This is a genomic window from Pseudoalteromonas sp. SR41-8, from assembly GCF_014163915.1.
Taxonomy (GTDB): Bacteria; Pseudomonadota; Gammaproteobacteria; order Enterobacterales; family Alteromonadaceae; genus Pseudoalteromonas; species Pseudoalteromonas rhizosphaerae.
Map to the genome: position 1 here is coordinate 94,886 of NZ_JACJEE010000003.1, position 20,019 is coordinate 114,904.

17 protein-coding genes and 2 pseudogenes are annotated in these 20,019 nt (G+C 39.9%); 7 read left to right on the top strand and 12 right to left on the bottom strand.

What is annotated here, in order from left to right; genetic code table 11:
• The first annotated feature begins 77 nt into the window (after positions 1-77).
• Positions 78-1,223 carry a cupin domain-containing protein gene (locus tag H5162_RS03320; protein WP_182730630.1) on the top strand — a complete coding sequence of 382 codons (1,146 nt, stop codon included), beginning with the start codon at positions 78-80 and terminating at the stop codon, positions 1,221-1,223.
• Positions 1,224-1,235: 12 nt separating this feature from the next.
• Complete coding sequence (locus tag H5162_RS03325) at positions 1,236-1,694, top strand: GNAT family N-acetyltransferase (protein ID WP_182759338.1); 459 nt, start codon at positions 1,236-1,238, stop codon at positions 1,692-1,694.
• A gap of 178 nt (positions 1,695-1,872) precedes the next feature.
• Here the strand turns inward: H5162_RS03325 and H5162_RS03330 are convergent, their stop codons facing one another.
• From H5162_RS03330 to H5162_RS03350, 5 genes are all read right to left on the bottom strand, one after another.
• Positions 1,873-2,328, bottom strand: coding sequence for a DUF4826 family protein (locus tag H5162_RS03330; RefSeq protein ID WP_220493027.1), 456 nt, complete (start codon positions 2,326-2,328; stop codon positions 1,873-1,875).
• Positions 2,329-2,555: 227 nt separating this feature from the next.
• Positions 2,556-3,347 (bottom strand): SDR family oxidoreductase, encoded by a 792-nt coding sequence (locus H5162_RS03335; protein WP_145233125.1) that lies wholly within the window; start codon positions 3,345-3,347, stop codon positions 2,556-2,558.
• A 19-nt stretch (positions 3,348-3,366) separates the two neighbouring features.
• Positions 3,367-3,870, bottom strand: a complete 504-nt coding sequence (locus tag H5162_RS03340; protein ID WP_145233124.1) for a DUF962 domain-containing protein — start codon at positions 3,868-3,870, stop codon at positions 3,367-3,369.
• 89 nt (positions 3,871-3,959) lie between these two features.
• Positions 3,960-4,379 carry a hypothetical protein gene (locus H5162_RS03345; RefSeq protein WP_182730631.1) on the bottom strand — a complete coding sequence of 140 codons (420 nt, stop codon included), beginning with the start codon at positions 4,377-4,379 and terminating at the stop codon, positions 3,960-3,962.
• An 82-nt stretch (positions 4,380-4,461) separates the two neighbouring features.
• Positions 4,462-5,136, bottom strand: coding sequence for a Crp/Fnr family transcriptional regulator (locus tag H5162_RS03350; RefSeq protein WP_182777639.1), 675 nt, complete (start codon positions 5,134-5,136; stop codon positions 4,462-4,464).
• A gap of 51 nt (positions 5,137-5,187) precedes the next feature.
• Here H5162_RS03350 and H5162_RS03355 point away from each other — a divergent pair, with 51 nt between their 5' ends.
• Entirely contained in the window at positions 5,188-6,498 is a 1,311-nt protein-coding gene (locus H5162_RS03355; protein ID WP_182777641.1) for an amidohydrolase, read from the top strand.
• Positions 6,499-6,605: 107 nt separating this feature from the next.
• Here the strand turns inward: H5162_RS03355 and H5162_RS03360 are convergent, their stop codons facing one another.
• Positions 6,606-8,492, bottom strand: a complete 1,887-nt coding sequence (locus H5162_RS03360) for a M61 family metallopeptidase (protein WP_182777643.1) — start codon at positions 8,490-8,492, stop codon at positions 6,606-6,608.
• Between the two features lie 386 nt (positions 8,493-8,878).
• On the opposite strand from H5162_RS03360, the gene H5162_RS03365 reads away from it, so the two are divergent.
• Positions 8,879-9,508, top strand: a complete 630-nt coding sequence (locus tag H5162_RS03365) for a trimeric intracellular cation channel family protein (protein WP_149982542.1) — start codon at positions 8,879-8,881, stop codon at positions 9,506-9,508.
• A 4-nt stretch (positions 9,509-9,512) separates the two neighbouring features.
• On the opposite strand, the pseudogene H5162_RS03370 reads toward H5162_RS03365, so the two are convergent.
• A pseudogene (locus H5162_RS03370) lies at positions 9,513-9,730 on the bottom strand (ClbS/DfsB family four-helix bundle protein); the annotation flags it as partial.
• On the opposite strand from H5162_RS03370, the pseudogene H5162_RS21310 reads away from it, so the two are divergent.
• Positions 9,727-9,957 (top strand): annotated as a pseudogene (locus H5162_RS21310) (EamA family transporter); the annotation flags it as partial. The pseudogenes H5162_RS03370 and H5162_RS21310 overlap by 4 nt on opposite strands.
• A 47-nt stretch (positions 9,958-10,004) precedes the next feature.
• Here the strand turns inward: H5162_RS21310 and H5162_RS03375 are convergent.
• Positions 10,005-10,424: an MAPEG family protein gene (locus H5162_RS03375; protein ID WP_145233119.1), complete on the bottom strand. Its 420-nt coding sequence runs from the start codon at positions 10,422-10,424 to the stop codon at positions 10,005-10,007.
• A 279-nt stretch (positions 10,425-10,703) separates the two neighbouring features.
• Between H5162_RS03375 and H5162_RS03380 the strand changes: the two genes are divergently transcribed.
• Positions 10,704-11,870, top strand: a complete 1,167-nt coding sequence (locus tag H5162_RS03380) for a DUF3103 family protein (protein WP_182777645.1) — start codon at positions 10,704-10,706, stop codon at positions 11,868-11,870.
• 130 nt (positions 11,871-12,000) lie between these two features.
• Here H5162_RS03380 and H5162_RS03385 read toward each other — a convergent pair whose 3' ends face one another.
• From H5162_RS03385 to H5162_RS03400, 4 genes are all read right to left on the bottom strand, one after another.
• Positions 12,001-13,122: an ABC transporter permease gene (locus tag H5162_RS03385; RefSeq protein WP_182777648.1), complete on the bottom strand. Its 1,122-nt coding sequence runs from the start codon at positions 13,120-13,122 to the stop codon at positions 12,001-12,003.
• Between the two features lie 2 nt (positions 13,123-13,124).
• Positions 13,125-15,926, bottom strand: a complete 2,802-nt coding sequence (gene rbbA, locus H5162_RS03390; RefSeq protein ID WP_182777650.1) for a ribosome-associated ATPase/putative transporter RbbA — start codon at positions 15,924-15,926, stop codon at positions 13,125-13,127.
• Entirely contained in the window at positions 15,926-16,930 is a 1,005-nt protein-coding gene (locus H5162_RS03395; RefSeq protein ID WP_182759345.1) for an HlyD family secretion protein, read from the bottom strand. Before H5162_RS03395 ends, rbbA begins: the two co-directional genes overlap by 1 nt.
• A gap of 357 nt (positions 16,931-17,287) precedes the next feature.
• Positions 17,288-18,301: an endonuclease/exonuclease/phosphatase family protein gene (locus H5162_RS03400; RefSeq protein WP_182777652.1), complete on the bottom strand. Its 1,014-nt coding sequence runs from the start codon at positions 18,299-18,301 to the stop codon at positions 17,288-17,290.
• 234 nt (positions 18,302-18,535) lie between these two features.
• Here H5162_RS03400 and H5162_RS03405 point away from each other — a divergent pair, with 234 nt between their 5' ends.
• Positions 18,536-19,798, top strand: coding sequence for a valine--pyruvate transaminase (locus tag H5162_RS03405; RefSeq protein WP_182777654.1), 1,263 nt, complete (start codon positions 18,536-18,538; stop codon positions 19,796-19,798).
• Positions 19,799-20,019 lie beyond the last annotated feature (221 nt).

Genomic DNA, 20,019 nt, shown 5'->3' on the forward strand with positions numbered 1-20,019 from the left:
CTGCGACAACTTATTTTATATACACTATAAAGCGAAAGGCTCTTGCCTTTCGCTTTTTTCATTTTAATGGGCGCAGCATGTATCAATTAACGATTAACGACTTATCCGAGCAAGACTTTCTAACACAGTATTGGCAAAAAAAACCGCTCTTGATCAAGCAAGGGTTTACAGACTTTGCCGACCCGCTTGATGCTAATGAGCTTGCCGGTCTTGCCATGGAAGAGAGCATTGAATCGCGTATTATCACTAATCATGATAATGACTGGCAAGCGCATCATGGCCCATTTGAAGATTTTGAATTACTAACCGAGCAACATTCTACCCTACTCGTACAAGCAGTCGATCATTGGCATCCTAATGCTGCGCAGCTGCTGGAACCATTTCGGTTTATTCCTAATTGGCGTATTGATGACCTAATGATCAGCTTTTCAACGCCTGGGGGTGGAGTCGGTCCGCATTTAGATCAATACGACGTATTTATTATTCAAGGTGAAGGCAAGCGTCATTGGCGTGTCGGTATGCCAGATAATAAACTAAAACAATTTGCACAAAATAAAAGTTTATTACAAGTTGAACAATTTCCAGCCGTGATTGATTGCATCCTAGAACCAGGCGATATTTTATACATCCCGCCGGGCTGCCCACATGAAGGTTATGCTGTAGAAAACGCATTAAACTACTCGATCGGATTTCGTGCACCAAATCAACGCGATCTATTATCAAACTTTGCTGATCACATTATTGATAAAGAAGCGGGAAATAGCCGTTATCAAGACCCTGCAATAACACTGCGCGATTCTAAAGGTGAGATCCAAGCTTGCGAAGTCGAAAACATTAAACTATTAATGCAAGCGGCCCTAAATGACGACGCATTACTTAAATCTTGGTTAGGTAATACACTTAGTCAACCTAAGCATGAAATGGATTTAATGCCGCCAGAAGATTTATTTAATAGTGAACAAATAGCTGAGCTATTGAATGATGATGATGTGATTTTTGAGCGCCTCGGTGGCACCCGTGCATTGTATCAAGTTTTTGAAAATGAAATACTTCTCAGCGTAAATGGTGAAAACTACCCACTCCCTGTTAGTGACTTAACTGCGGTTAAATTACTCACTGACCATACTATGGTGACAGCAGAGCAACTAAATAGTTCAAAAAATAGTTTAGTTTTTATACAAACCTTTACTACACTAATTAATGAGGGGATTTGGTTTTGCTAGGAGTGTGTTTGTATGGGCTATCATATCAACAAGGTAGAATGGGATATAGGCAAGGAGTTACTACAACAGATCAGAGAGCGGGTATTTGTATGTGAACTACATATTCCCAAACATATCGAGTTTGATAATCTTGATAGATATGCTCATCATATACTGGTAACAGATGACAGCCAAGGCCCAGTTGCAACAGGCCGATTATGTAGCGATGGCCTTATTAGCCGTATTGCGGTGCTGCCAGAGCACCGTAATCGCTCCGTCTATCGTTCATTGCTGAATTATATTGTTGAGCTTGCACAACAGCAGGGTTGTGATTGCGTCAGCATTAATTGTATTTTAAATGAGGTAGAACGATTTAAACGTAATGGCTTTGAACAACAAGGTTGTGTGTTTATGGAAGCAGGTATTCCACGGCTTCGTATGCAATGCCCCATTAATAAATTCAATACGAAACCATTTACACTGGTGCATTGATAAAAATTTATTAAAAATGGCCATCCTAGCGAGTTAAAAACCACCAATTTAACGCAATGGGCATTAAAAAAGCGAACATATTAATGTGTAACTCCACATAACACGTTCGCTTTTTTAATTTTTAAAGCTGTTCTTTATATTAAAATCTTTAAGTTAAAATTATAAATAAGCTTTCAGGTTAATTAACTTCGTTTGCCCACAGCTCTTCTTTTTCGTACATTTCATAAATACCATGCGCACGATTAATTAGTAGGTTTGCAAAATCAACTTTAGTTTTATCGTGTCCACCGGTTTGCATAATTTGATCTGCTTTTAACTGCCATTGCAGAGAAAAATATCGCAGCGCATCACGCGCATTTTCGGCAACTGATGCTAACGCATGATCAGTTGGTAAGCGACCGGTGATAACCCAATAACTTTTACCGTCTTGGCCTTTAAACTTCCATAGGGCACATAACGGAGCGATAAAGCGGCTTTCTTTTTCTAGCAAAGTTTTTGGCATTACGCCCTTCTCTGCTAAATGCTTTTGTGCATTTTGAAAACACTCACGTTGCCATGCAATACTTTGCTGCTTTGCTTGTTCTTGTTCTTCTGGTGTTAATTCTTTAAGTTGTTTTTGTTCCACAGTATTCATCACTCGTTTACATCATTTTAGCTACTTTAAGTGCATATAATTATCGGTGCAAGTATAAAAGACCAATTCCAGCGAGATCATAAGCGATCGCCTGTTTTTTCTACATTCTAACCCATCGTTCTACGCACAACTGTTTACTAATACTGCAAAAAAATCAATTTATAGCTAATTTATAAACTATAAAGCCGCTGTTAATGCATACCAGCACGGTATTATTCATCGTTTGTTTAACGATAATTCTTTTTCGCTGTCATACGATTAAAAAAACTAGGAAAGAAACGTTTTATAGTCGGAGCCCAGCCACTGATCCCCTCGCCAACCACCACTTCATCTTTACGTTTAGCTATTGCACTGACCATTTGCTTCACAGCAGCCGTTACATCCATACCATTTTCAATGGAGTGTTCAGCCTTATTTTGCGCAATACCATGTTCATTAAGTGAATTATGAGCAATAGCCGTTTTTATAGAGCCTGGGCAGATAGTCAAACAATGAATGTTTTTATCGGCCACTTCAGCTCGCAAACAATCCATAAAACCAACGACTGCATATTTAGAGCCTGAGTAACCGGTTCTGAATTTAGAGCCAACTTTACCTGCGACACTACTGATTGATACTACACAGCCGCCGCCATTTTTAACCATACTCGGTAATACCGCTTTAGTTAGCGCAATCAAACCAAAATAGTTAACTTCCATAAGTTGACGATACACAATAAAGTCATTTTCTAAAAACAAACTACGCTGCGACACGCCACCATTATTAATTAAAATATCAACGTTACCAATCGTAGCCATACTATTTGCAACATACTCAAGTACCCGCTCAGGTTGTGATAAATCAAGAGGTATTACTTTGTGTTGTCCAGCCGGTAACTCGCTACAAAGTTGATTTAGTTTATCTGCACTTCTGGCTGATAAAATAATATTAGCGCCTAAGTGTGCTAACTGTATCGCTAACTCTTTACCAATACCTGATGATGCCCCGGTGATCCACACCGTTTTATTATTAAAGTTCATGCTCTACCTATGATTATTATTAAGGCTTTGTAGGACCCGCAATGTCTGTGATCTGTTGCTCGAGTTGTTTATATAGTCCGAGTAAAAAAAGCGCCTCAACAAGCACAAATAATGGCCCAATGATAAGCCCGATTAAGTCATCAACAAAAGCTGGTTTTTTACCTTCAAAATAATGCCCAATAAACTGTAAAACCCAGCCAAAAATAAAAACACCTATACTAACAGCTAACCAGCTAGTAAAACTAAGTGATGCAATTGGCGCAGCCGCTATACTCATTACTACTAAAATAACAGCCATTATCAAACCTAGTGAGACATTAAGCAGTAAATAATAAATCACAGTAGCTAACACAAAAACATGAGCGCCATTGATAACATGATCAGCAACTGGTAAATAAATACGCGCTAATAAACACAATACAGCGTATACAATGAGTGGAATACCAAAAAAGTGTGTGAGTACATTGCGTTTTGAACGGTGATATAAGCCATAATTGCCCAGTTGTTGTTGCAGTGTTTTCATTTTCTTTACTTTATATAATTATCTTATTATTTACTTTAGCAGTTAACACAACGTAACAATGTCTTCTACCCGACATTTGTAAAATCCACTTATACAAATGCGCTTATGATTTTACCTTTATCGTGATCCGGGGTTTTAGATTGTAACTCACGGCCTTTTTGATATTCTTGTCCAAGCATTTTTTGTAACGATTCCATTTGTTTTGCTAATTCGTCATTCCCCCCTCCCTGCTCTTGTATTTTTTCTGTCAGCTTTTCAATCGCGGCCTTAAGTTCAGCTATTTTATCTTTATCAACACCTAATCGTTGATAAATAAGCGCTTCATTTGCTTTTTCTAAAAAGTCTTTTCCATATGAAGGGTTTTTAGGGCTGCTAACAGTATTAGCTTGGCTATTTATTGCCGTTTCTGGCAATTCGGTTGCCGCTTTAGAATGGCTTATGCTTTTCGCTTGCACAGGAGGGTTATAAGGTTCTGTACGGTACTGATTATTAAATATTAGTGAGCTCATTGCTTCAAATCCATTGATAGTTTTATTTTATAAAGCAAATTTAAGGCCAATGTACTTATATCAGGTAAAAATAATAACGCAGCTAATGTACAAGTAAAGCCAGCTGTTGTTTATCAAGAATTTCTATACGCTGGTAATGAAGGGAAATAAGCTTTTTTTCACTTAATAACTGCAAGATTTGATTAATAGTTTGACGAGTTAAATAGGTCATATCTGCGAGTTGTTGCTGCGATAACATAATAGTAGCGGTATTACTGGGCAGCGACATGGTTGCCATCATAACCAGCCTTTTACAGACTTTCTGCTGTGCAGTTAATAAAGCATGATCTTCTAATGAAGTGAACAGCAGCCGCATTTTTTGTGAAAGTAAAACACCAAAATCATGCCAGTAAACAGGCATGATTGCCAATAATTGTATCAGTGCCCGATGCGGTACATGTAGCAATCGAGCGGGTGTTTGTGCATAAACATCGTGGGTACGCAAACCACCATCAAATAAAGCAACTTCACCAAACCAAATAGCGGGATCTATAAAACTCAGTACCGCTTCTTTACCTTCTCCATTTACTCCACTGACTCGCATAACTCCATTAACAACAGCGTATAAACCCGCATTTTCATCTCCTCTTAAAAATAATGCTTCACCCGCATCGAGTTTAATTACTTTTGCATGTAACAATAGCTGGTGTTGAAATTCTTTAGAGCGGCTACTAAACCAATTTCCTTGGTTAACTATCGCACGGTCCTGTTCATTCATATCGGTTTACTCTACATTAGTTTTAATAATCAAATAATAAAAGGGATCATTATGTTACACAAAGTTATTTACAGCGGCTTATTGCTAAGTACGTTATCTGCACCAAGTTTTGCAGCAGCTCCTGATCAACAGCTCAACAAGAATCTAAAAAAAGCTAACCACAGTGTAAGTGAAAAAGTGATCACTTGGCGACGCCATCTTCACCAATACCCAGAGCTTAGTAACCGCGAATTTGAAACGGCTAAATACATTACTAAACATTTAAAAGCACTGGGGCTCGAAGTACAAACTGGGATAGCCCATACGGGTGTAGTTGCTAAACTCAAAGGTGGTAAAAAAGGCCCTTTAGTGGCGCTGCGTGCCGATATGGACGCCCTGCCTGTCACTGAGCAAGTTGATTTACCGTTTGCTTCAACTCAGACCTCAACCTACCGTGGTAATGAAGTCGGTGTTATGCACGCCTGCGGCCATGATAACCATGTCGCTATTCTAATGGCTGTAGCTGAATCGTTGGCTAAAATTCAAGATCACTTAGCGGGTGATGTATTATTTGTCTTTCAACCAGCTGAAGAAGGTGCCCCAGAAGGTGAAGAAGGCGGTGCTGAACTCATGCTAAAAGAAGGCTTATTTAAAGAAAAACCTGACGCCGTGTTTGGTTTACATGTAACCAGTTCATTAAACACAGGCCAAATTGGCTTCCGTGAAGGCCCGCTTATGGCCAGTGAAGATTCATTTACAATTAATGTACAAGGCCGCCAAACTCATGGTTCACGACCATGGAATGGTGTTGATCCGATTGTGGCATCATCACAAATAATTATAGCCACACAAACAATTTCATCTCGCCAAGTTGATGTTACTAAAGCGCCGTCAGTTATTTCGTTTGGTGCTATTAATGGCGGCGTACGTTCCAATATCATTCCGGATAGTGTCGAGTTAATTGGCACTATTCGCACCTTTGACCAAGCAATGCGCGCTGATATCAAAAAGCGTTTAGTGAAAACAGCTGAAATGGTCGCTGAATCCGGTGGTGCTAAAGCTGATGTACATATCGACCACGGCTACCCTGTCACCGTAAACGATGTAAAACTCACGCAAAAAATGACGCCAACACTAACTAAAGTTGCTGGGGCTGAGAATATCATTACCACTGATTTGATCACCGGCGCTGAAGATTTCAGCTATTACGCTTTAGAAACTCCTGGATTGTTTTTCTTTTTAGGTGTTACCCCACAAGGTCAAGATGCAAAAACGGCAGCAAGTAATCATTCACCACAGTTTTTCGCTGACGAGCAAGCACTGCAATTAGGCGTGAATGCGATGACGCAGTTAGTTGTGGATTACTTTGCGATGAAAAAATAACCAGAACTTCAAGGTACATGCTAAATCATAATCGGTTAGCATAAAATAAATATACCCACACTCTGTGGGTATATTTAAAAGTATTGATAAACCTACGCGGATTTATTTTATCGTGCGGTTAGTAGCTGTGATAAATAGTCAGGCTTACCTTCAATACGTTCAAGGTGAGGATATTTAAGGCCATCATGATAATCGATCTGGATTTCACTGTACTGATCAAAGTTTTTCACCAAGAGCTTAATTGGCGCTTTTGAGCCTTTAGCATCCGTCACTGCATCTTTGAGTGCATCAGCACTAAATTGAGTATTATTAACGGCAACAATTTGCATACTTGGCGCAAGACCCGCATTAAATGCAGGGCTATCCCATAATACGTCACGCATTTTGCCTTCTTTATTTACCGAGAAGCCCAGAGAATAAAGTAAATCAGTTGATTTATAGCGGCTTTCAATTGCTTTAATGCCATCAGAGGCCTTATCGTTATAGATCAATTTCCAACCTTGGTCTTCCAGTGATTTAGATAAGTTAACATGGCCTTTTAAACGCGAATTAATAAAGTCATCCCATTGATACTTTTCAATACCATTAAGCGTGTTAATCACATCATCAAATTTGTAGGTCAACACATTCCAATCACCCGGGTTTACGCCAAAAAAGTTGTGGGCAAAATCATCTAATGAATGACTGTTGTTACTCAATTCACGTAATTTTGCATCAACCGCAAACCAAATTAATTCTCCACCAGAGTAATAGTCTTCGCTCATTTGATAACTACGATAAGGCAAAGATGAACGCTGAGCGATAGTTGGATCGTTGGTTGTATCTAAAATATTACGCCATGCCATGCCAGGTCGGCCTTGGTCGTAGGTTGCACCTAAACGAGCTAGCATATCCATCGCATTTTCTTGGCTCCAAAGTCCAGAACGAGCCGCAATGACTTGCCCCCAAAACTGTGTTTGCCCTTCATATACCCATAAACCATTAGCTTCTTTAACTTGGTTATAGGTCGGTGTCCATAATGCTTCGGGGCGACGATATTTACCATTCCATGAATGATTAAATTCGTGTGCTAATAAATCGCGACCGACCCATGACTTATCCCAGTCAGTAAAATAATTTTCTTTCGCGCTATTTTCACTTGAGCGATGATGTTCCATGCCGATACCGCCTAACTTATCTGTCAGGGCAAGTAAAAAGTCATAATGATCAAAGTGATGTGCACCATAAAGCGCATACATTTGTTGAATAAGCTCACGGTGTGCTGTTAACCCTTCAGCACTGATCTCAAGATCTTTTTCTTTATCGGCAAAGACATTTAAGAACACCGGAGTATCTGCATTTGGGTTTAAATCAACACGCTTATAGTGGCTACCGGCAAACATTGGCGAGTCTACAAGGTTTTCAAAATCAATTCCCTCAAAGGTAACTGTATTGCCTTTTTGCGAAGACTTTTCAAGTGCAGTAGCAAACTGCCACCCTTTTGGTAACGTTACACTCGGTTGAAATTTAATTTTACGGCTATAGTGCCCAGCAGGGTAAAGCGCTACTGTATCCCATTGTAAATTGAGCATTTCTGGCGTCATCATAACGCGCCCTTGCTCTGAACTTTGTGGTGACAATAATTGATATTCAACATGCAACTCACGTACACCTTTAGGAACTTTAAGATTAAAAGCATATACGTTGCCAGGATCTCGTTGCCATTCGATCACTTTACCTTTTGCTGACATTTTCAATCCAGCCAACTGACTTATTGGTCCAACTGGTGAGTGATGTCCAGGTATCCATTGCGGATAAAGCAAAGTCATTTCACCAGCATTAACAGGGATAGTTTCGTTTATTTTAAAAATACGATGAGCTAGATCTGTGGCATCAACCGCTATTTTTATAGTGCCGGAATATGGGGTATCAGTCGGATTTGGAACATCAGCAAACGCTGGAAGCATAAAGCCCATAACAGAGCTGAGGGCAGCAGCAAAAACATGTTTATTCACTTACTTCTCCAATTAGAGAGGCGCAAAGCACGCGTATTAGATTGGTATTGTCCTAGTAATTTGAGTGCAAAACACTCGGCAACCTCCATTTAATTTCAGAAATTTCTGAAACAATTAACATCCGTTATAACTATAACAACATCTAATAGCAATGATTTATGGACGAACAACCATTTAATGCGTTCAATTTATTTGCGCTTTAAGTCAATTTATAGTGCCGTATTTAGCTGTATCAGCGCTTATTTGCATTCTTGTACTGAGAATATAAGAGCGCTGCAAGCACTGTTTTAAAACTTAATCATGCACAATACCTATGTTCAGGCTAAATAAATCATCAGTACGCTATCCTAATAGGCTACTTTTTTGGTAATGGTATGGAGACCACAATGGCATCTGACTATTTTCATTTGTTAAATTTGATCGGGGTAGCGTTTTTTGCCATCTCAGGTACTCTAATGGGCCATGAAAAAAACATAGGAGGTTTTGGTGTTGTGGTTGTCGCGTCAGTGACAGCGCTCGGCGGCGGCACACTGCGCGACGTATTATTAAACCACCCAGTATTTTGGATAGCCGAACCGGATTATTTATACGCAACATACAGCGCCATATTTATCGCCGTAATATTTATTCGTCATTTACCTCACGTATCAAACTATTACATGTTGCTGGTCGATGCTTTGGGCATGGCAATTTTTAATATTGTTGGCATTGAAAAGTCCTTAATCGAAGGCACTACGATGATTGTGGCTATTACTATGGGCATGACCACGGGCATCTTTGGTGGTCTAATGCGCGATGTAATATGCCGTGAAGTCCCCCTTGTCATGCGCGAAGAGCTCTACTCCACCGCGTGTCTATCTGGTGGCTTAACTTATGCCACACTGTTTCTATTAGAAGTACCTTATGTTTGGTGTATTTTAGGCGCACTCTTTATTACCGTATTTTTACGGCTCGGTTCCCTACACTGGGGATGGCAACCAAATATATTTAGAAAAAGGTCGGTTAGAAAACAATAGTTTGCTATGTAAAGTTCCGATTAAAACGCCGAACTTTTGTACGTACCTTTTTCATCGATGATGACGTATTAAACTGAATCTTACATCCCAATGTCCATTTTTCGTACCAGGTTACACCATAAAATTCATAGTTATTTAAGCTGAAATAAGCAAGAGTATATCGTTTGCCTTAAATTCAAGCTCCATAAGTAGATCATCGTATTTCCAGTCTCGATACTCTTGTTATTGGGTCAGGATTTGCTTTGTGAAGTCAGCCATTTATAGGTGGAAATATGATACTTTTAGGCACCTTGTCTTATTTTACCCCTATTTTCTCCACTGTGTTTGCCTCTATTAACTTATCCGTTGCTTTAGCTGACTATTTTTTACAAGGTGTTGTACTCGTGACTATTGGGTCGTTAATTTGCTTTTGGGTTACCCGCACAAAAAAACCTGTAGTAGATAACTAAATGTAAAAGCGAAAAGCAAATAACGCTTTTCGCTTTATCAGGTTTTATTAGTTGGCTAATCTTAGCCCTAGCATCACCAGCATAACTAGATTCGCAATTACGCCAATCAAAAAGAAGTAGCTACGCGGGCTGGGGTTTTTCTCTGTGGCAATTGCGTAATACAGTACCATATGAATTAAACGTGCAATGACGTAAACCCAAATACAGATTGCAAAAACCGAACTGTGGTAATTAATCACAAAGGCAAATAAAACCGTTCCTATAAATAACGCGCTGTTTTCTAATGTGTTATGAAAGGTGCGATGCGCTCTAAATATAAAACTCTCATGAGATAGGTCTTTATCAATTTTTCCTGGCACAGCGCCAGGCTGTTTGGCTTTACTAAACGTCGCCACTGCCCACTGTACTAACACCATAATTAAATATAAATAAAATGCTATAAACGCTGAATGTGCTATATCGGTCATTGCTTAATCCTTTGTGTTGGTATTAGAGTAGTAGTTATAGCAACTATCAAGCCACATATAAGCCACTGATATATATAGAAATTACTTTTTAGTAAAATGATTTTTTGTAATAGATTCATTCTTTATATAAAACTTACTCTATAACAGCGGCTTGGTATTTTTTGCAGCCTAAGCGCAACCACAAAAACAATACTAATTACTTACTTTATAAATTTTGTTTGATTATTTATTCTAAGTATTGTTTTATAGCGTTACTGATAACGGAACGGTAAAATAAATATGATGAATAAAATAACCAAATGCTTGGCAACCTTAGCTCTGTTGAACTGTGTATCAGCGCCCGCTTTTTCAGCTCAATATGAAATCGAAAAAGGTGAAAACTTGTCTAAGTTGGCGCAATACAAAGACGTAACCACCATTAAACGCAATTTCGCAAAACAAATAGCGCTTAATTACAGTGTATTAAACGCTGATCTTAAACAAACGCTAAGCCAATATAAACTGGTTTTGAATGCGGATCAGCTACCGTCTTTAGGCATGCACACACAACAAAATATTCGTTTAGCAAACAGCGCATTACAACAGCTTAAAGGTTTACCACAAAACACCGGTAGTTTGTTACAAGTGCGTTTGGCTAGCGATGAAATGCTTAGCGCTTGGCAGCAAGGCGAACGCCCTTTATTTGCATTTGCACCTGCTGGTGACGATTCGCAATGGAGCGAGATTGAAGCGTTCGATCAGTTTGGTGACATTCACTATCTTAGTGTTGATCAAATGCCGACCCAACCTGTATTTATTGTCGAATTAGATCAACAAAAAGTACAAGATGCGGGTATTGCAGTAATGAGAGGAATTTTATCTGCTAACAAATTCAGTAAAACCACGGTTAGTCCACAAAACCAGTTAAGCAATGAACAACCCCTGCAAACCAGTGTATTGAAAAAAATACGCTTAGAAGATGACAAAGAACCTTGGATCTCAGGTGGTGCTGAAATTTATGCCATTGTAACGGGTATCGACCCCACCCGAGATGAACCAATATTAGATATCGTTGATTTACCTTATTTAGATCATGACAAAACCGATTACAGCCCTAATCAGGTTTTAATTCATTGGCAGCGTTATCGTTGGCAAGCGGTCGATTTACTCTTAATGGAACAAGATGACAACACCAACTATAAAACTCTAGCAATAAAATTATTAGAAATATCAGAGCAAGTAATGGCGAGCATTCCTGATTTACAAGCGCAAGGTTATGCCATTATCCCTAAGCTGACCAATGAACTACTAAAAGCAATGCCGGATGAATGGTTTACTAATAATGACGATTATGTTGATGTTTTTTACACGCTGTTTGAAAACAAAGACTATCAAGAATATAAAGGAGCAAGCAGTAATGCGACCATTACGCTGTCTCCTTTAGAAATTAACCCAAGACTAAACTAAGTCATCCCCATTCGCTTAATTATTATTGCGGATGGTATCTTCAGTAGCCACCCATTAGCGCTTTAACGTTAACGGGTGGCTTTATCTTAAACAGCCACTTTTTTGAAAACACGCGTTATATTTTAATACCCTAACCTTGCGCCACTGATTTACGAAAGCGCATTAATGCAACAGTAAAAAACACACTGCCAATAACAGTTAATGCTAAAAAGTAAGGCCAAACTACATCCCCCCCTGCCCCTCGGTATAAAATAGCTTGAGCAAATTTTACAAAATGCGTTGTTGGCGCCAATAACATAATATTTTGCACTACCTCAGGCATACTTTCACGCGGCGTAACACCGCCAGAGAGCATTTGTAATGGTAATAAAATTAAGATCATCAGTAACCCGAGTTGCGGCATGGTGCGCGCCTGCGTTCCTAACAATATACCCAGCGATGTGGTCGCAAATAAATGAATAGCAACGCCAAATAAAAATAAGCCCGCCGAGCCATGAATAGGCACTTGTAACAAACCTTCGATCACAATAAATAATGAAAACGTAGTCAGTAATAAAATCACTAACCCATTGGCCCAAATTTTCGCCATCACTATTTCAAAGGGGCTTAATGGCATAACTAATAAATGCTCTAATGTGCCGTGTTCGCGTTCACGGATCACCGCGGCGCCAGTTAAAATAATCGAAATCATTGTGATCACGTTCATTAATTCCATCACGCTACCAAACCATACACTTGTCATATTTGGGTTAAACATAATGTGCGCCGATTGCTTTATTGGCAGTGAATAAACGGTTCGATAACCTTGCACAAACTCATTTACTTCGCCGTTAATGATGGTTTGAATATAGTTATCACCAATAAATGCTTGCGACATACGCGTAGCATCTATATTTACTTGAATCGTAGGTTGCTTAGCTGCAAGTACATCACGCTCAAAATAAGGCGGGATATTAAGCACAAAAGTATAACGGCCATTATCCATAGCTGAGTCAACATCGCTTGATGAAATACTGTCTGGCGTTTTAAAGTAAGGCTCATAAAAGGCATTAATAATACGCTTAGATAATTGCGATTGGTCGTGATCAACAACTGCAATCGGCGCATTATTTAACTCTATCGACGTGGCTGAAGCCACCACATAAATCAATCCAGTAAAAGCAAAAAAAACGAATAGCAACAAAACCTTATCACGCCATAAACTACGCAACTCTTTAATACCTAAATTAACAATGTTTCCGCGACGTTGCATGGCTATTTGTCCTGCTTTGGAAGTAAAAATACACTGGCCAGAGTCAGCACGGGTATAAAAGCGAATAAAGGCAGTAGCTGGGCTGATAAATCAGAAAAATTAAGCGCTTTATTAAAGACTCCCCGACACGCCTCTAAAAAGTAGGTGGTCGGAAACAGTTTACCAATAATAGCGCCAAACCCTTCTAAGGAAGAAACAGGGTCAATTAGCCCACAAAAGTTAACGGCAATCATCAACACCACCACCGTAGTGGCTGCCAATGCTGAAATTTGTGTTTTTGTAAAAGCCGAAATTAACAGCCCAACTCCGGTAGTCGCTGTAACGTATAATAATGCAGCCAAACTAAGCGCCCAAAAGCTGCCTTTTAGCGCCACACCAAACACGGTAATAGCAAGTGCGACTAAGCCAAAAAAACTGATCATACTCACTAAAATGTAAGGCAGCTGTTTGCCAATAATAAATTCCAGCCGGTTAACCGGTGTTACATATAAGTTTATGATTGAACCCAACTCTTTTTCCCGCACTACGCCAAGCGCCATCAATATCGCAGGAATAAATACCAATAGCAGTGGAATAACCGCCGGCACCATGGCCTCAATGCTTTTAAAATCTTGGTTATAACGATAGCGAGATTCAATATTAGCTGGCACTAAGTTTGGTACTTGTGCATAAGTGCGCAAAGATAAGTTGGTTAAATAGCTGTAATACACGCCGCTCATATAACCATTAATCGTTTCTGCCCTAAACGGCATAGAACCATCAATCCACACTAAAATTTCAGGTTTACGGCCGCGTTTAAATTGCTGACCAAAGTTAGGTGGAATTTCAACGGCCACGCTTAACTCACCACTGCGCATTCGTTTATTAAGTTCTTGCGGGCTTTTAATATCTGCTTTTTGAATAAAGTAACGTGAACCTGCCATATTTTGAATGTAGTTGCGGCTCTCGGGCGATTGGTCTTGATCTAGTACCGCAAAGCTTAAATCTTCAACATCAAATGTAATGCCGTAACCTAAAATAAACAGCAAAATTATCGAGCCCAGCAAAGCAAACGTTAGGCGAATAGGATCGCGCCATAACTCTAGCGTTTCGCGATGCGCATAACCAAATAACCGCAACAAACTAAATGCGGGGTTAGTGTTATTCTTACGAGTAGCGGGCGCTGTAGCCAAAGCTTTGGGTTTATCAGTTATCGATGCTTGTATCGCCGAGCTTGCTCCGGCTGCATTTACTGCTTCTTCTAAATATGCAATAAAGGCAGCTTCTAGTGTGTCGGTATTACGCGCTTGGCACAGTGCAGCTGGCGTATCGCTGGCAAGTATTTTACCTGCATGCATTAACGAAATTCTATCGCAACGTGCTGCTTCATCCATAAAGTGAGTCGAAATAAAAATAGTCACGCCTTGTTCGCGCGAAAGCTCAATGAGTAACTGCCAAAAGTCATCCCTTGCAACGGGGTCTACACCCGATGTGGGCTCATCAAGTATGAGCATTTCAGGGCTATGTACTACCGCAACAGCAAGCGATAAACGCTGGCGAATACCTAGGGGCAAATCGGTAGGAAAATCGTCACTGTATTTTTTAAGGTTAAACCGAGTAATTAAATCTTTAACGCGCGGCTCTATTTTCTCTGCGGGTAAGTGAAATAAACGAGCATGCAATACCAAGTTTTGCTTCACTGTAAGCTCGTTATAAAGCGAAAATGCTTGTGACATAAAACCAACGCGTTTGCGGCTTTCGATGTTATTGGCATCGACCTTTTCACCAAACAATTTTGCTTCGCCACTGGTTGCCGGTTGTAACCCGGTAAGCATTTTCATTGTGGTAGTTTTTCCACAGCCATTTGAACCTAAAAAGCCAAAAATTTCACCTTGTTCAATACTTAAACTCACGTTGTTAACAGCGGTAAAATCACCAAATGTTTTACATAATCCATTTGCTTCTATAGCGAACTGGGTTGTTTTTATGTCTTGTTTACGAGGTGGCACAACTAACCGCTGATGATCATGACGTTTTTCTTCAGGAAGTAATGCTATAAACGCTTCATCAAGCGATTCTTTATTAGTTTGCATTTTTAGGTTTTGTGGGCTGCCCGTACCGATTACTTTTCCATCGTCCATAGCGACTAGCCAATCAAAATCATCGGCTTCTTCCATGTAGGCGGTCGCAACCAGTACGCTCATCTGTGTATTTTCAGCGCGAATACTGTTTATTAATTGCCAAAATTGACGACGCGATAGCGGATCAACTCCGGTTGTTGGCTCATCTAAAATCAATAATTGAGGGTCATGGATCAGTGCGCAGCACAAACCGAGTTTTTGTTTCATCCCGCCAGAGAGCTTTTCTGCGGGGCGATCGGCAAATGCCTCTAAGCCTGTACTTTTTAAAAGGTTATTAATTCGTTGTTTGCGCTCTGCTTTATTTTGAGAAAAAAGGCGACCAAAAAAATCTATATTTTCAAACACAGAAAGTGTTGGGTACACATTTTTGCCAAGCCCTTGAGGCATGTAAGCAATGCGTGGCGACACCGAATTACGAAAACTACTACTACGCATATTGCCGTTTAATACCTCAACCTCCCCCTCTTGAATCGCCCTTGCCCCCGCTATAAGTGCCAATAAGCTTGATTTTCCTACGCCATCAGGGCCTATAAACCCAACCATTTTCCCGGCAGGTAATGAAATGCTAATGTTGTCCAGCACGCGATTATTAGCATAGCGATGACTCACCTTAGTAAGCGTAACTACACTTTCAAGAGGTGGCTGTTGCGCGTTTTTATCCGTGTTATTATTAGCGTTATCCATTATTCAGGTACTCGTACCTGTAACGACGTAGGCCAATTTTTTTCAGGTGCTAACAACACATAAGCAAGCCCTGGCACCCCTGTTTTTACTTGTTTGATATGATCTTTTAATAACTGCGAGTCGAGCTTTACCTTAACTCTAAACATCAGTTTATCGCGCTCGTTTCGGGTTTCTACCGATTTAGGGGTAAATTGCGCCTGTGCAGACACAAACGTCACTTTAGCCGGCAATGTATACTCGGCAACAGCATCAATAACAATGCGCGCTTGTGAGCCTATTGTTACCTTGCCCGCTTGCGCTGTTGGTAAATATATACTCATATAAACATCGGTTAAATCCAATAACGATAAAACCTTGCCACCACTGCCAAGCACTTCGCCAGGCTCAGCTAATCGATACAATATGCGTCCATTGATTGGTGCTGTGAGCGTGCTGTCGGCTATGTTGCTTTGTAATCGCTCAATACGTGCCTGCGCTGCTTCTATTTCAGCATCCGACTGCACAACTTTTACGTTTGCCGCGGTTAAAGCTGCTTGCGCAATAGCAGAGGTGGTTCGTTGTTGATCAACCACTTCTTTTGAAATATGGCCTTTTTCTAATAATTTTGCAGAGCGGCGCAATTCAGTTTGTGCAAAATTAAGCTCACTTTTATGCTGCTCTACAATCGCTAATGCGTATTTACGAGACTCATTGGCAACACGAAGCCCCGCCTCAGCTTCACGTAACTGTGCGTTTAAATCATCAGTGTCAATAACCGCTAACGTTTGACCCGCTTTGACCATATCGCCTTCTTGCACCATAACGTCAACTAAGCGGCCCGGTAATTTTGTAGCAATATCGTACTCGGTCGCTTCAATTCGCCCATTTCCATAGGCAACACTGTCAGGGAGTTGTTCAGCAAATGATGTAGGTTGCAAGGTTTGCCAAGCATACCAGCCAACCCCGCCCACAATGACCAAAACAGTGAGTTTACTCAAAGATTTGAACGTTGATTTAATTGTCATGTGCTAAAACTCCATGTATGTAAAAAGTAATGTAAGTGGGGTAGTAATAAGGTAAATAATTTTTAGGATACAGCACGCTAATTGTTATATGAAAGCAACCCTGCTTTGTAAGTACAACAAGGGTAGTTGTAATAAACGATTTAAACGAACTTAAAAATCCAGCGTCATTAATCTACCACTATCACCGTTAATAAAGATGATGTAGATCAATATAAATTAGAGTTAATGCACTAATTATTAGTGATTTTTTAAAACAACAGGATAAAGGAAAGGGAGAACATCAAGGCACCTACTGAGCGCCTTAATATTAATTATGTCAGCGGCAGATCCGCTTACAATTTTTAGTAACAAAACCCGTTACGACCTTAATGCCAAGCTAATCAATACCACGCCATGATCGGTGCTTAAATCATCACGCTCAAATTCAGGGTTAATTAAATGACGATCGTAAGTATGATAATGGATCACCTCAAAAAAGCTGTCGTCGTAACTTGAGTCAAACTCGCAAGATAGCAAAATGTAGTCAAGCACGGAGCTGCTCGCGCCAAAATAATGGGTAGGCTGACGCTTTAAATCCACTGTATTTTCATTATTTTGATTAGCCGAATTTAATTGCGACTTTGCAAATAACTGCCACGCGTCGTTAAGGCAATATTTTGCAAGGTAAGTTTTACTGTCAAACGTCGGGGCAAAGCGCAGTGTATTTGTTAGTAAATGGCTTAAAACTCCATCAGCTAAGTCGTTATTAAAATCGCCCATTAAAACCATTGGGTTTTGTGTAGATTCGCGGCGTGAAATTATGTCTATCATCAGTAATGTGGCTTCACTGCCGCGCTGAATAGTTGAGCCCCAACTCCCTGCTATATCGGCTTTTAATAGCTCGATAATATTTTTTTCGGGTGTGAGTTCTTTGTTTTGCTCATCGAGCTCTATCATGGAGCGCTTAGACTTAAAATGCACCACATAACAATCCGTGTTGCCGATATGCGGTAAAGTTATTGTAGCTCTAAGCACCTTTCGGCTAAATGTAAAATCATCAGTTAAACCAAGGGTTTTAGCAAGCTCATGGTCATGCTCAACACTTGCCACTTCAACGATTGGGTATTTAGCAGCAAGTGCTACTACAGGTCGTTTGTAAATAAAGTCGTCGATTACCTGAGGCTCATCTACCACGGCAAAGTACACATAACCTTGCTCTTTAACTAATTCTTTAAGCGACTCAATACTAAATACTTCTTGAAAGCCAATCACATCAGGCTGATGCTCGGTTAAGTAATTAATAAGCCAACGCTGCTTTTTAGCCCACTGCTCTGCGGTGTATATGCGTTCAAATTCATAATAGGCATTAGGCGGCTCAAGGTAATTAAACAAATTAAAAGTGGCAATTTTAAGGGTCGTATTAGTAATAACCGAATCGTCTGCAGTGGTGTTTAAATGTGTTTTAGTGTGTGATTCAAGGTTGCTGATAAGGCTGCCCTACTTAAAATAAGAAAAACGATTATAGCGGGTTATGGCTATATTAATCTAAGCGGTGAAAATTTTTCAATATCAAATTCATAGCGTTAATTTACACTAACTTATCATTTTTTAAGGCACACGGTCATTATGGATTACTCAAACTTCGGCACTAAATTTACTCAACCTAATGGTATTACACAGTTAATGGAAGATTTAGGCGATGCTAAAAACAGTAACAATCCAAATATTATTATGCTCGGTGGTGGTAATCCGGCCTTAGTGCCTGAGGTTAATGATATTTTTATCAATGAGTTACAAAAGCTTGTTGCTAATAATACACTTTCCAACGTATTTGGACTTTACGATGGCCCTGCGGGTAATGATGCATTTCGTGCAGCTCTGGCCAAGCAACTAAAAAGTGAATACTCATGGGATTTAACCGCAAATAATATAGCGCTTGGTAATGGCAGCCAAGCCAATTTTTTTGTGTTATTTAACCTGTTAGCTGGAAGTATGCCTGATGGCAGCCATAAAAAGGTTTTATTTCCGCTGGCACCTGAGTATGTAGGCTATGCAGATCAGGGCTTAACTGACGATATGTTTGTAGCAATAAAGCCCGATATCGAAATTTTAAATACTGAAAGTGGCTCAAACCAATTTAAATATATCATTGACTTTAAAGCTGTTGAGCAAGTATTAGCAAGCGACAGCAGCATTAGCGCACTGTGTGTGTCTCGCCCTACTAACCCTACAGGCAATGTCATTACTGATGAAGAAGTACATCATCTCGATTTATTGGCTAAGCAATATAATATCCCACTGATCATTGATAACGCCTACGGCGACCCATTCCCTGGGTGTATTTATACCGACGCAAACTTAATCTGGAACTCAAACATTATTTTATGCATGTCGCTTTCAAAACTTGGCCTACCGGGTTTGCGAACCGGTATTGTAGTGGCTAACAATGACATAATTAAAGCCATTGGCCGTGTAAATGGCAGTATGGTTTTATCGCCGAACAGTTTTGGCCCAAGTTTAGTAACACGCCTAATTAATGAAGATGAACTCCTCCCGCTGTGTAAAAATTCAGTGCTACCTTTTTATCGAGAAAAAGCACAAACAGCAATGAACTTGTTTGATGAAATATTTGCCCACCTCCCCGTTTACTTACACAAAGTAGAAGGCGCATTTTTTATGTGGCTGTGGTTTAAAGAGGCAAAAATAACCAGCGAACAACTTTACCAAAAGCTCAAAGAGCAGGATGTTTATATTATTCCTGGGCATAATTTCTTTATTGGTATTGATGATACTTGGGCACACAAACACCAGTGTATTCGCATTAATTATGCAACCGATGCCAGCACTTTGCGAAAAGGCTTAGAGGCTATTAAAGCCGTGATGGCATGAATGGGGTGATATTTAGGGCATTCAAACCCTTTGCTTGAATACAATGCGTGCAAAGCGTTTATAGAGCCTATAGTTATTGGCACAAACCTGTGAACAATTTAAGGTTATTAAGTAATCCTCTAAGTCGTTAAATAAGCCCTAAACTGAGGTAAGCGGTTATTACTGTTATTTATTGATTGTATTAATTTTGTGCAAACGCGCCACACCCCCTTTAAATTTAT

Bases quoted from the DNA above. Each gene is read 5' to 3' on its own strand.
- H5162_RS03320 (WP_182730630.1), top strand. From the start codon at position 78: ATGTATCAATTAACGATTAACGACTTATCCGAGCAAGACTTTCTAACA.
- H5162_RS03325 (WP_182759338.1), top strand. From the start codon at position 1,236: ATGGGCTATCATATCAACAAGGTAGAATGGGATATAGGCAAGGAGTTA.
- H5162_RS03330 (WP_220493027.1), bottom strand. From the start codon at position 2,328: ATGAATACTGTGGAACAAAAACAACTTAAAGAATTAACACCAGAAGAA.
- H5162_RS03335 (WP_145233125.1), bottom strand. From the start codon at position 3,347: ATGAACTTTAATAATAAAACGGTGTGGATCACCGGGGCATCATCAGGT.
- H5162_RS03340 (WP_145233124.1), bottom strand. From the start codon at position 3,870: ATGAAAACACTGCAACAACAACTGGGCAATTATGGCTTATATCACCGT.
- H5162_RS03345 (WP_182730631.1), bottom strand. From the start codon at position 4,379: ATGAGCTCACTAATATTTAATAATCAGTACCGTACAGAACCTTATAAC.
- H5162_RS03350 (WP_182777639.1), bottom strand. From the start codon at position 5,136: ATGAATGAACAGGACCGTGCGATAGTTAACCAAGGAAATTGGTTTAGT.
- H5162_RS03355 (WP_182777641.1), top strand. From the start codon at position 5,188: ATGTTACACAAAGTTATTTACAGCGGCTTATTGCTAAGTACGTTATCT.
- H5162_RS03365 (WP_149982542.1), top strand. From the start codon at position 8,879: ATGGCATCTGACTATTTTCATTTGTTAAATTTGATCGGGGTAGCGTTT.
- H5162_RS03375 (WP_145233119.1), bottom strand. From the start codon at position 10,424: ATGACCGATATAGCACATTCAGCGTTTATAGCATTTTATTTATATTTA.
- H5162_RS03380 (WP_182777645.1), top strand. From the start codon at position 10,704: ATGATGAATAAAATAACCAAATGCTTGGCAACCTTAGCTCTGTTGAAC.
- H5162_RS03385 (WP_182777648.1), bottom strand. From the start codon at position 13,122: ATGCAACGTCGCGGAAACATTGTTAATTTAGGTATTAAAGAGTTGCGT.
- rbbA (WP_182777650.1), bottom strand. From the start codon at position 15,926: ATGGATAACGCTAATAATAACACGGATAAAAACGCGCAACAGCCACCT.
- H5162_RS03395 (WP_182759345.1), bottom strand. From the start codon at position 16,930: ATGACAATTAAATCAACGTTCAAATCTTTGAGTAAACTCACTGTTTTG.
- H5162_RS03405 (WP_182777654.1), top strand. From the start codon at position 18,536: ATGGATTACTCAAACTTCGGCACTAAATTTACTCAACCTAATGGTATT.